Annotated in this window: 10 protein-coding genes; all 10 read right to left on the bottom strand. The window is 41.5% G+C overall.

Going from position 1 to position 12,813, the window contains the following annotated elements:
* Positions 1-21: 21 nt before the first annotated feature.
* The 10 genes from rpoE to UN64_RS06140 all read right to left on the bottom strand — a co-directional run bounded on the left by rpoE (position 22) and on the right by UN64_RS06140 (position 12,800).
* Positions 22-552 carry a DNA-directed RNA polymerase subunit delta gene (gene rpoE / locus UN64_RS06090; RefSeq protein ID WP_077361175.1) on the bottom strand — a complete coding sequence of 177 codons (531 nt, stop codon included), beginning with the start codon at positions 550-552 and terminating at the stop codon, positions 22-24.
* Positions 553-732: 180 nt separating this feature from the next.
* Entirely contained in the window at positions 733-1,242 is a 510-nt protein-coding gene (locus UN64_RS06095; protein WP_077360672.1) for a CBO0543 family protein, read from the bottom strand.
* Between the two features lie 217 nt (positions 1,243-1,459).
* On the bottom strand, positions 1,460-2,545 hold the full coding sequence (locus UN64_RS06100; protein WP_077360674.1) for a Ger(x)C family spore germination protein: 1,086 nt from the start codon (positions 2,543-2,545) through the stop codon (positions 1,460-1,462).
* Positions 2,542-3,633 (bottom strand): GerAB/ArcD/ProY family transporter, encoded by a 1,092-nt coding sequence (locus UN64_RS06105; RefSeq protein ID WP_077360676.1) that lies wholly within the window; start codon positions 3,631-3,633, stop codon positions 2,542-2,544. The genes UN64_RS06100 and UN64_RS06105 overlap by 4 nt, the downstream gene beginning before the upstream one ends.
* Before the next feature lie 23 nt (positions 3,634-3,656).
* Complete coding sequence (locus tag UN64_RS06110; RefSeq protein ID WP_077360678.1) at positions 3,657-5,141, bottom strand: spore germination protein; 1,485 nt, start codon at positions 5,139-5,141, stop codon at positions 3,657-3,659.
* 162 nt (positions 5,142-5,303) lie between these two features.
* Positions 5,304-5,816 carry a hypothetical protein gene (locus UN64_RS06115; protein WP_077360680.1) on the bottom strand — a complete coding sequence of 171 codons (513 nt, stop codon included), beginning with the start codon at positions 5,814-5,816 and terminating at the stop codon, positions 5,304-5,306.
* Between the two features lie 610 nt (positions 5,817-6,426).
* Positions 6,427-9,690: a fused isobutyryl-CoA mutase/GTPase IcmF gene (icmF, locus tag UN64_RS06125; protein WP_077361177.1), complete on the bottom strand. Its 3,264-nt coding sequence runs from the start codon at positions 9,688-9,690 to the stop codon at positions 6,427-6,429.
* 15 nt (positions 9,691-9,705) lie between these two features.
* Positions 9,706-10,329, bottom strand: a complete 624-nt coding sequence (locus tag UN64_RS06130; protein ID WP_077360684.1) for a TetR/AcrR family transcriptional regulator — start codon at positions 10,327-10,329, stop codon at positions 9,706-9,708.
* Positions 10,330-10,361: 32 nt separating this feature from the next.
* Positions 10,362-11,309: a methylmalonyl Co-A mutase-associated GTPase MeaB gene (meaB, locus tag UN64_RS06135; protein ID WP_077360686.1), complete on the bottom strand. Its 948-nt coding sequence runs from the start codon at positions 11,307-11,309 to the stop codon at positions 10,362-10,364.
* A gap of 348 nt (positions 11,310-11,657) precedes the next feature.
* Entirely contained in the window at positions 11,658-12,800 is a 1,143-nt protein-coding gene (locus UN64_RS06140) for an acyl-CoA dehydrogenase (RefSeq protein ID WP_077360688.1), read from the bottom strand.
* Between the last annotated feature and the right edge of the window lie 13 nt (positions 12,801-12,813).

Consider the following 12,813-nt stretch of genomic DNA (forward strand, 5'->3'; position numbering starts at 1 on the left):
TCAGGCACCGGTTCTTAAGATTTAAAGATCTTCCTCTTCCTCTTCACCCTGGTCTTCGTCTTCTTCATCTTCATCTTCGAAGTCTTCATCATCTTCGTCGAATTCTAATTCTTCATCTTCATCATCGTCGTCATCGTCGTCATCATCTGCAAGGTCGTCGTCTTCTTCAACGAACTCATCTTCTACTTCTAACTCATCGAAATCTTCATCATCGAAGTCCTCTTCGAAGTCATAGTCATCCTCAGATGCTTTTTTACGTTTTGTCGGTTTGTTAGTAGCACCTAGTTCTTCCTCAGAGCTCTCAACTGGGTACCACGTTTTTAATCCCCATTTATTATCGCCCAATGAAACGAAGCGTCCATCAATATTCATATCTGTGTAAAAATACGCAATTCGGTTTTCAACTGCAGTTTTAGACAACCCTTTAATTTCAGCGATCTGTTTAACTAAATCGTAGAATTGAACAGGCTGCTTCTCATTCTGCAAAATTTCAAATGCGATTTCGACCATAGACATTTCAACGACTTGTTCTTTCGTATACGTGTTCAACATAGCCACATCGGCACTTCCTTTCCTTCTCCACACTCATTTATATCAACACATTGTGCTCAATCTCTAGAAGAATCATACTCTTCATTATAAACAAATCCTATTAGGTTATGCCAGTGGTAATCTCGCTTTTTTCAAATTTATCCTCTTTTAACAGTATCCAATATGAATAGGAGATGACTATTATCTCATTTTATCAATAGGAACTTTAAAGAATATCATTAAAAATAGAACAACGAACATTGAGATACCCCAGGCAAGCAACGGAATCTTGAAATGAATCCTTAATAAGGTGAACATTCCCACATTAAATAAAGCGGACCACCAAATACTCCATCCATTGTGATAAGAGAAAAAATTAAATTTTGCCATCAGCCACTCTACAAAAACAAAAATAATCACCCAGCGTAGAACGTATCCTATTTTTTGAGGTACATTCTTTTCCGGAAAGCGCGGAAGAAAGATTAAAACGACCACAGGGAAAACAACAAAAGAATGTACCATCTCAATTAATGTGTGATTTGGAAGCAAATGTTCTTTATAAAGCCACATAGGATAGTTGTATGTAAGAATATTATATAGAAAATTACCTACAATCATAAACAAGATTGTGGGGTAATACTTCTCCCAATTTCTCCAGTCCCCCCACTTCCATCCTAAGATTAACGCAATTCCTCCAATGATTACATTCATATGTTGTTTTCACCTCACTTTCTTTCTGAGTTACACAACTGTTCTTTACTATTCTCACCATTCTTACTGATCCTAATAGCAACCTTCTGATGAATGGCTAATTTATGATTTTATGTTTTTTATCTTTCTAAAATTACGGTCCGCTTGAAATCAAGAATCAGATGAATAAAGACCCTGCTTCTCGTTACGGCAGGATCCTGGCCTTTGTCCTTATCAACTAAAGCCCATCCACAACACCGATCTCCAAAATCATCACATCCACTTTTACATTCACTTTCATATTTTTGTATTGCTGCTCCCATTTCTTTCCATCCCAGTTTCTTGTCCTGCTTCTTACTTGGTCGCCAAATGACAGGGGATCAATATTGGATCTTTGAAAATCTTTAATCATGGATACAGCTTCTTTGTGTACTTTATCTTTCATAAGTTTTTCGGCTTTAACTGCCGTCTTCGCTGTTACTTTTTCTCCTGTATATTCCCTGATATAACCTTTAATTTTTAAGTGAAGCGTAATTTCGGGAGTGGTGTGCATGTTCCTAACATGAAACTTCTTTTTTGTTTGAAGGCCCTGGATTGAAATATATTCCGTCTTTCCTTTCTCCTTTGTTCTTAATTTATATCCTGCATTTTTTATAGTTTCATGTAGTGCTTTAAAAACAAACATATATCGATAAGGCAGCGAACCAACCATCTGAGTTCCCTTAAATAATGCAAGTCCTTTAACATTGATCTTTTTATCTTTAAGCTCAATTATGGGTAACACCGGATCCATTCCTCTTGTGTAATAAGAAGATAAAAACAAATGAAAATTATTTTTAGGGATTAATCCATTCTTTATGTTATTGTTTATTTGTCTTTGAATATATGTTCCTGTGTCGTATTCCTTAAAAGATTCTCCTAGCAACTTTTTTACATTCCCGTCCACAACTGCTAAAAGTAGTCGTGTACCGATACTAGGATCTCGATGAATATAATCTATATAATCCTGTAAACCCACCTCGGCAAGCTTTTTACTATAGAGAGCCACTTCTATCTTTCCGTTCACAACGGGCTTCGGCGATTTTCGGTTAAGATTAACTAAGGATTCCTTGCTCAAATTATCTATGGACGATAACGTCTTGTTCGATATAGATTTATCAGGATTGATAACAGGCACGACTGCAGTAGTTTCGATTTTGTTCTTGCCTTTATAGTCAAACCCAACTGCAGTAGCAACGTCCAATTCATCCAGAATCTCTTTATCAACCCTTCCGGAATATCCTACGATGGCCATGACAATGACTGCTATAATAATCTTTTTCATACTTTTTTCCTCACTTTACTCATGAGGTAATGAAGGAAGAACAACAATGGTATATATCCATAGATAAAATAAAGACCAACCTGGGATACAATACTGTTTAATAGGTCGATTTCAGTACGCTCTTTAAACAATGGATTTACGATTACCGTAATCACTAATACCACTATCAGCGCCTTCTTTTGTGTAACGTTAAACAAACGCTTTGCCATCCGGCTTGCAGCCCAAAAGGCCAAACAAACATTAGGAAGTATAACAACGGCCCAGGAGGCGATACCGATATATTCAAACCGTTCAACAAAAGGGAATCTTATGATTTTCCACATTGCTAATGTTGCCCATATCGTTCGTTTCAAATGATCGGGAGTATAGTAAACAAGTGTGATCAACATCAGATATAAATATAAAAAGACAGTAAAAAGATGCCCGTAATGAAACCATTTTTGCGAGGTTTCAGGCTTTTTAAAAAAAGGATAATACACAAGAAGAAGTTCAAATCCTAAATAACTTAAAGTCATCGTTTTAAAGGATAAGGCGATCTCTTTTATGGAATGATCAAAAACAGGCAGTAAATTACGTAAGTTCGCAAATTCCAGTGGTGCTAAAAATGTAAAGATCAGATAGAAGGGTACGACCACACCTAAAAAACAAACACCAACTACAGAGCGGAATCCTCCTGCGATGATATAATAGACGGCGATTAAATAAACGAGGGTGAACGTCCATGTTTTCATCAACGGGAACATCCACACTTGGAGCACTTCTATAAAAGTCCGAAGTACGGTTATGCCCATTGCCATTAAATAAATCATGAAAAAGAAGGTGAAAATCCCGCCGATCCATTTTCCAAATGTGGTTTCATGGATAGAGAGGATGTCTCCTTGCTCTTTATTCAGCATCTTATACATCATCCAAATAACGAGATGAACCGCAGCTCCTCCTACCAATACCGTGATCCATGAATCCTGCTCCGTATAGATGGCTACATATCGCTGGAAACCCAACACGCCGACACCAATCTGCATACTGTGCACAACGAAAAAAGCTAGATAAGGGGATATAAGGAATTGTTCTTTAACCGATACTTTCATAAAATAACATCTCCATCAGAAATTTATTCATCAATATCCTTTTTCTGTTTCGCTGCTTTTCCTGAAAACTTGATCGTGTCCGGTGATTGAAGTTCAATCGGTCTTTTAGGCTGCATTTTAAAAGGAAGGCGCAAAAATGCGTCCTTTAAATCTTCAAAACGCGGAGGGTAAATGGGCTCTAAATAAGGTCTGCCAAAAGACGTCAGACGAAGCAGGTGTCCCATTAAAAAGGTAAAAGCAATCGCTATGCCGACCAATCCCCATAATTCAGCGAAGATAAGAAATGGAAAACGAATTAGCCGAATGGCGTTACTCATCTTGTATACAGGCGTCGTAAATGAGGCAAGTGCCGCTAATGCTACAATGATCAGCAGTATGTTACTTGTTAAACCCGCTTCAACAGAGGCTGTTCCAATAACAATCCCGCCTACGATACCGATTGTTTGTCCTACTTTTGTCGGAAGCCTTGCACCTGCTTCTCTTAAAAGTTCAATCGCCAGTTCCAAAACGAGTGCCTCTAAAAAAGGAGGCAAGGGGATTAAACTTCTAGAAGATACGAGAGTAGCCATCAAATCTTTTGGTATCAATTCATAGTGATAATTAAGTACGGCGACATATACAGGTGAAACTAAAATAGAAAACGATACGGCAAATAAACGGATAATCCTTAATACGGATGCTAACTGCCAATTAAGAAAATAATCTTCCAAAGCGGAAAAGAATTTCACAAGGGTAGTAGGACCAATTAGCGCGTGCGGCGAGCCATCTACTAATATGATGATACTTCCTTCTGCTAGAACACCGACTGCACGATCCGGCCGTTCTGTGTCGATCAGCTGAGGAAACGGAGAATTGTCATTGTCTGATATCAATTGAGCAATATAAGAACTGTCCAAGATCTGATGGAACTGTATATCCCCCACTCTCTGCAGAGCGGTGTTGATGTTTTCCTCATTGGCTATTCCGGCTATATATATGACAGCCACTCTCGTCTGTGAAAGTGTTCCTATCAAAAATTCTCTAATCTCTAATTGTGGTATAGGGAGCCGTTTTCTGACCAAATTTAAATTCGTTGTCAAAGATTCTACAAAGGATTCCTTTGGACCCACAACACTGAATTCTTCTTCCGGAATGGTTACTTCACGTGCTTTATTCATCTCTGCTTTAACGAGTACTCCATGACTGTCTTTCTCTGTGAATCGGATCAGCAGAGAACCCGTCAACATCATTTTTTGAATAACCTCCAGATCGCTCGTAACCGTTACATTTTCAATAGGCAAAGCAGCCTTAAGCTCATCCAGTTTTTTTATGGACGATTTATTTAAGAATGGCAGAATATCCCGATGTAAAATCTCTACATCAATAAGTGAACCAAAGTAAGAAATCCAATAGGGTACTGGAGATTGGGGATTATGAAAATCAATAAAATCACCAGACTTTTTGAAATGCTGAATGACTTTGAAAAGTGAATGATCCTCTTTTTTGGATTCTTTCTTAAACCAACTCATGATGTCCTCCCCTTTCCTTTGTTTTTTACAAGCAGCTTCTTCTAAACGTTCCTGGTAGATATCCGTTTTATCTTTTACTAAAAATCAAGCTATTATTTAATGAAACATAAAAAAGGCTGAGATACATAGGATCTCAAGCCTGACAAAGCAACCTTATTCAACTTATTCCTCAAGCATTTGTTCTGAAATAGTTCTTCTAGCTTTTTTTATCCAATAGAATGCACAAGCATTCACACAATAGATCAAAAAATAAGCAATAAAGGAATGGTAGTACGTCCACTCATTATGTTCATAAACATTAAACTTGTTGGCCAGCCATTCAAGCCCGGTTGTCATGAACGATGAAAAGAACACATAAAAAATAACCAGAAATCTTTTCAGCTTCCATAAATCCAACAAATATAATAATAAATAACCTGAGAAAGGATATATAAACAAATAAATAATAAGATCAAACACTTCAAACTCTGGAACATCCATAATATCGTAAAAATCATGTGGCGGACCTGCCAAAATATAATCTAGACTCGCACCTAAAAAGAAATTCAGCGTAAATATAACCGTAATCTGAGAATAGTACATTCTTCGCTTTAAAACAGCAGTCAATACGATTAAAAAAAGGCAAATGACTAGGATAAACCATTCATTGCTGTCGAAATGCTCAGGAAGCCTCACTTAAAAGACCTCCTCTTTTTTCAAAAGTAATCGGAAGGATCCCCAAACCCCAACCGTTAACAGCCAAAAAGAAAACCACTCCAAAAACGAAAAGTAAACATTCCATTGTTTAAATTGAATAAGACCCAAAAATTCATGGAAGAACTGTATTTTTATCAAAACCAAAAACCAAAGAATCGTGCACATTTGTTTATAGATTGGCCTGATTGTTTTTGAAGAATAAACAAATAAGAGCCATAAAGTTAATCCTGGAATAATAAATAACCGATAAAATGTTAAAGACCAAAAGACAGTTTTAGTATTTTCGACTTCGATCCATTTTTGATTTAGTTCTATTATATTAGACAATATGAATAACAAAGCGGAAGAAAAGAGCCAGTTGGTCATCATTTCGAATGGATGCATATGCCTGCGGGTGTATTGAGAAGCGACTAATATGATGAGACTCAGGATGCTGGATATCAGTAAGTACTTCAACAAATATACCTCCACTCTTTTAGATAATTTAATAACACAGTTAGTATAGGTTTGCTTTTTTAATTTATTCCAAATGAAGGCATGCAACAAAAAACATGGTACCCTTATCCAAGGGACACCATGTTTATTTGTTTTACATATTCCTTCTATACTTTCCGCCTACTTCGTAAAGCGCACTCGTAATCTGCCCAAGACTCGCAAACTTCACTGTATTCATCAGCTCTTCAAAGATATTTCCGCCGTTAAGCGCAACACTCTTCAAGCGGGCTATTGCTTCACCAGCATGATCCTTGCTTGCCTCTTGGAAAGCGGCTAGATTTGCGATCTGCTGCTCTTTTTCATTCTTAGTGGCACGTGCCAGCTGCATATTGAATTCTTCTTCAGATGGCGGATTTGGATTTAAGTAAGTGTTCACTCCGATAATAGGAAGTGATCCATCATGCTTCTTCATTTCATAGTACATAGACTCTTCCTGAATTTTTCCGCGCTGATACTGAGTTTCCATCGCACCAAGTACGCCGCCTCTCGTATTCATACGTTCAAACTCTTGAAGAACCATCTCTTCTACGAGATCCGTTAATTCTTCAATAATGAACGAACCTTGAAGCGAGTTCTCATTGCGTGCAAGACCAAGTTCTTTCGTGATAATCATCTGAATCGCCATCGCGCGGCGAACAGATTCTTCTGTCGGTGTTGTGATTGCTTCATCATATGAATTCGTATGAAGCGAGTTACAGTTATCATAAAGCGCCATCAACGCCTGAAGCGTTGTGCGGATATCGTTAAAGTCGATTTCCTGGGCGTGAAGTGACCGTCCAGAAGTCTGGATATGATACTTCAGCTTTTGGCTGCGTTCGTTCGCTTTATATTTATCACGCATTACGGTAGCCCAGATTCTTCTCGCCACACGGCCGATTACGCTGTACTCCGGATCAAGACCGTTTGAGAAGAAGAACGATAGATTCGGTGCGAATGCGTTAATATCCATACCGCGGCTCAAATAGTACTCTACATACGTAAAGCCGTTTGCAAGTGTGAACGCAAGCTGTGTGATCGGGTTCGCACCAGCTTCAGCAATATGGTAGCCGGAGATCGAAACCGAATAATAGTTGCGCACTTGGTGATCGATAAAGTACTGCTGAATGTCTCCCATCATGCGGAGAGCGAATTCAGTCGAGAAGATACATGTGTTTTGTCCTTGATCTTCTTTTAAAATATCGGCTTGAACCGTTCCACGTACAGATGCAAGCGTCTTCGCTTTTATTTCTGCGTGTTCAGCTTCATTCGGCTGACGCCCATTTTCATCTGCAAAAACTTTTACTTGCTGAGCAATCGCTGTGTTCATGAACATCGCAAGGATGATCGGGGCTGGACCGTTGATCGTCATCGATACAGATGTAGAAGGCGCGATCAAATCAAAACCGTCATACAGCTTTTTCATATCATCGAGTGTACAGATGCTCACTCCGCTCTCCCCAACTTTTCCGTAAATGTCCGGTCGATAATCCGGATCTTCACCATACAACGTTACAGAGTCAAACGCCGTACTTAAGCGTTTCGCATCATCGTCTTTAGACAAGTAGTGGAATCGGCGGTTCGTTCTTTCTGGTGTTCCTTCCCCAGCGAATTGGCGCTTCGGATCTTCCCCTTTTCGTTTAAAGGGAAAAACGCCTGCTGTATAAGGGAATGAACCAGGAACGTTCTCTTTCATGATCCACTTTACGATATCTCCCCAGTCCTCAAACTTCGGAAGAGCCACTTTCGGGATATCCAGACCGGACAGACTTTTTGTCGTAAGCTCTGTCACGATTTCTTTGTCGCGAATCTTCGTTACAAACTCTTTTTTCGCGTACATTTCTTTAAGCTCTGGCCACTGTTTCAGCATTTTTGAAGTTGCCGGCAAAATCTGTTCTTCCACTTTTTCAAGCGCTTTGTTTAACCCTGCTTCAACCTCAGCACCAGAAGCGTTATACTCTTTGACCGTTTCAAGTGTGCCTTTAATCTGGAACGACTTACGAGCAAGCTTTGCTTGTTCGTTCACCATTTCATGGTATTTACGGACAGTCTGTGCGATCTCGTTCAAATATTGAGCGCGCTCACCTGGAATGATCACGTTCTTTTTCGCCGTCATCGCTTCTGCTGCCGGCTGAATGCCCCAGTCCACACCAGACTTCTCTTCGATCACTTTCATAAGATGGTAAAACAATACGTTCGTGCCAGCATCGTTAAACTGGCTCGCGATCGTACCGTAAACCGGCATTTCATCTAGGTCTTTATCAAACCAGTTACGAGATCGCTGATACTGTTTCTTCACATCACGCAAAGCATCCTCAGAACCTTTGCGCTCAAATTTATTAATCGCGATGATGTCTGCGTAATCAATCATATCGATTTTTTCAAGCTGTGACGGCGCACCGAATTCGCTTGTCATCACATATAAAGAGGCATCCGAGATCTCAGAAATTCCAGCGTCACCTTGCCCGATCCCGCTCGTTTCAACAACGATCAGGTCATAGCCTGCTGCTTTTGTTACCGCAATTGCATCCTTGATCGCATCAGATAACTCTGAGCGAGAACCGCGTGTTGCGAGTGATCTCATATAAACGCGAGGATGATAGATCGCGTTCATGCGGATTCTGTCACCTAAAAGTGCTCCACCCGTCTTTTGTTTCGTCGGGTCGATCGAGATAATAGCGATCGTTTTATCTTCACACTCGTTTAAGAAACGGCGTACAAGTTCATCAGTAAGCGAGCTTTTCCCCGCTCCCCCAGTACCTGTGATTCCGAGAACTGGCACTTGCTTTTGCAATCCTTTTAACGCAGATAGAGTCTGTTCTGCTGTCGCCGCAATCTCTTCAGGTGCTTGCTTCGCATTTTCAGCTAGCGTGATCAGACGGGAAACAGACCGTACGTCTTTTTCTTTTACCTTTTCGATTTCATCCGTTAACGAAGTAACAGTTGGAAAGTCACATTCTTCTACCATAAAATTGATCATACCCTGCAACCCTTGCAATCTTCCGTCTTCCGGTGAGAAGATGCGAGTTACGCCATAAGCATGAAGCTCTTTGATCTCAGGCGGGATAATAACGCCTCCGCCTCCGCCAAACACTTTTATGTGGTCAGCTCCGCGCTCTTTCAGCAAATCGATCATGTATTTAAAATATTCCACGTGTCCGCCTTGATAAGAAGAGATCGCGATTCCTTGAACGTCCTCCTGTATAGCGGCACTCACCACTTCATCGACAGAACGGTTATGTCCAAGATGGATCACTTCACATCCGTTCGACTGGATGATTCTTCTCATGATGTTGATTGAAGCATCATGTCCGTCAAAAAGACTGGAAGCGGTTACAAATCGAACCGAATTTTTAGGCCGGTAAATATCAGTTTGAGCCATTATTTTCATCCTTTCTTACGCTCCTTTAATGCCATGAAGCAGCTGCTGGAGCTGTAATTTTGTATATTCTTCAAGGGTATACATCTTTTGAAGTGCCCAGCGTCTGAATGTCCACATCTGCCCGATGATCAAAATGTTATGGGCAGCAGCCTGAATTTCTTTTTCGTTTAGATCAAGTTCTCCCTGCCGTACAGACTGCGATAAAAGAGTTTCAAAGATCGCCGTCATTTCGAGCTCTTTTTTCAAAACATAGGGCAATGCTTCATCAGATAATGACTTAGCTTCCTGGTACATTACAAGCACTTCATCCTGCATATCGTCCATCACTTTAAAATAAGCCGTGATCGCCTTCTCGACACCTTTAATCCCGCTGTCTGCCGAGTCAATATCCTGCTGCAGTCTCAGTTTAACGCCATCATAGATGCTGTCGCAGACAAGGTACAAAATATCTTCTTTAGACCGGATATATTCGTAGAGTGTGCCGATGCTGAAACCTGAAGCTTTTGCGATCTCACGGGTCGTAGTGCGGTGAAAACCATTTTTCTTGAATAAAGACACCGCAGCTTTTACCATCTCTTCGCGTCGCATTTGAATGAGTTTTTCATCTTTTACGAGCGACGGCACTTCCTTTTTACCCAAAATGGCCTCCCTCATTTCTCACTCATTTTCTCCTATTTGTCTGCCGGCTGATTTCGCTGCAGCAGGATTTGCTCTGCGGCTGTGTAAGGGTCTGTGTTACCTTGCTCTAAATCGGCAAGCCAGGAGAATCCACTTTCTTTTTCATCTGTCCACACTTGCTGGAAAATCTCGTGCTGAACAACTTCCATCACTTCACGTTTCAGGTTGGCAAGCTTTCGAATGCTTCCCTCACCGCTCTCTATTAAATACGCTTTGTGAGCAAGAAGCGCATCCCACAGCTCTTCTAAACCTTTATTTTCAGTAGAGATCGTCTGAACAACAGGCGGCCGGTAAGGGCTGTCGTGTTTAACAAGATCGAGCATCGCCTCGATCTCTGCCAAGAGCTTTGGAACGCCTGGCATATCCGCTTTGTTGACCACAAACAGGTCTGCGATCTCCATGATTCCTGCTTTAAAGACCTGCACAACGTCCCCGCTGCCGGGATTCAGAACAACAGCTACAGAGTCTGCAAGTTTCATAATATCAAGCTCAGACTGCCCGACTCCTACTGTTTCTATTAAAATGACATCAAAACCATAAGCATCCATGAGCCGTACCGTTTCTTTGGTAGAACGGGACAGTCCGCCTAAGCTTCCGCGCGTTCCCATGCTTCGGATGAACACACCAGGATCAGTAAAATGGTCAGCCATTCTTACACGGTCACCGAGTATGGACCCTCCGCTAAAAGGACTTGTCGGATCTACTGCAACAACTGCTACAGTCAAACCTTTGTTTCGCAGAAAGGAAATAAGGCGGTTAACGAGCGAGCTTTTTCCGGCACCGGGTGAACCTGTGATGCCGATCCAATGTGCGCCTTTTTGCATTGGGTAGATGCTTTTTAGAAGCTCTAGTTTATCGGCTTCGCTGTTCTCGGCAAGTGTGATCGCCTTGGCAAGTGCCCGTTCCTCTTTTTGCTGGATGCGCTTGGCTAATGGATGCATAGTTTCCTCCTAAAGTGATCTCAAAAAAATTATGGGGGTAGTTGATTTCCGCTCCAGGTGCTCCCTTTCCGCGGGGCGGGCGGTGAGCCTCCTTGCGCTCTGCGCCTTTAAGGGTCTCACCTACATGGAAGTTTTGTGCTCCTGCGTCTACAAGCAAAGACTGACGAAGTATGTTCCTCGTCGCATGCCTTGCAAGAAGTATCTTCAGGTAGTTGGCACGCAGGAGTCTCACACCTTCCTCTCCAATCAACTGCAAGGGTGTTTTAAAAATCTTGTGTAAGCAAAACTTTGTAAAAAAATCACTTGGCTCGACTGGGAGTTTTTCTAGCGTCGCAAATTTCCTAACTCTTAATCTTTTAAAAGCATTTTCGAAATTACGAGGCGCTGAATTTCCTGCGTGCCTTCGTAAATTTGTGTGATTTTTGCGTCTCTCATATAGCGTTCGACTGGATATTCTTTTGTGTACCCGTATCCGCCGAATACTTGAACTGCGTCTGTTGTTACTTCCATTGCAATATCTCCAGCGAAGAGCTTAGACATCGCTGATTCTTTTCCGTATGGAAGACCTTCGGATTCTCTCCAAGCGGCCTGATAGGTTAAGAGTCTTGCTGCTTCTACTTTAGTAGCCATGTCAGCTAGCTTGAAGCCGATTCCTTGGTTAACACCAATTGGCTTACCGAACTGTTTGCGTTCTTTTGCGTAATTAACGGATGCGTCAAGTGCACCTTGGGCGATCCCAACAGCTTGAGCAGCGATACCGTTGCGTCCGCCATCCAGCGTCATCATCGCGATCTTAAAGCCTTCGCCCTCTTTCCCAAGAAGGTTTTCAGCTGGCACACGGCAATCTTCGAAAATGATCTCTAATGTTGGAGATGAACGGATCCCTAGCTTCTTTTCTTTTTTACCAAAAGAAAATCCTGGTGTTCCTTTTTCTACGATAAATGCGGAAACTCCTCTTGTTCCTGCATCGATATCTGTGCGGGCAAACACGACATAGATTTCTGCGTCACCAGCGTTCGTGATAAAGATTTTAGAACCATTGATGATGTAGTGGTCGCCGTCTTTTTTCGCAGTTGTCTTCATGTTCCCTGCATCAGATCCAGAACCTGGCTCCGTCAAGCCGTAAGCACCGATCTTCTTACCTTCTGCCATTGGACGAAGGAATTTTTGCTTTTGCTCTTCTGAACCGAACTTGAAGATCGGCCATCCTGCAAGCGATGTGTGAGCAGAAAGAGTAACACCAACTGACGCACAAACACGCGAAAGTTCTTCAACAGCAATTACGTAGCCAAGATAGTCTCCGCCGATTCCGCCGTACTCTTCCGGCCAAGGAATACCGCAAAGTCCCAGCTCTCCCATCTGATCAAAAATCTCACGGTCGAAACGCTCTTCTTCATCACGCTCAGCCGCTGTCGGTTCTACCTCATTTTTCGCAAAATCACGCACCATCTTACGGATCATTTCGTGTTCTTCAGATAATAAAAATTGCATCTCTATTCTCTCC

This window comes from Fictibacillus arsenicus (genome assembly GCF_001999465.1).
Taxonomy (GTDB): Bacteria; Bacillota; Bacilli; order Bacillales; family Fictibacillaceae; genus Fictibacillus; species Fictibacillus arsenicus.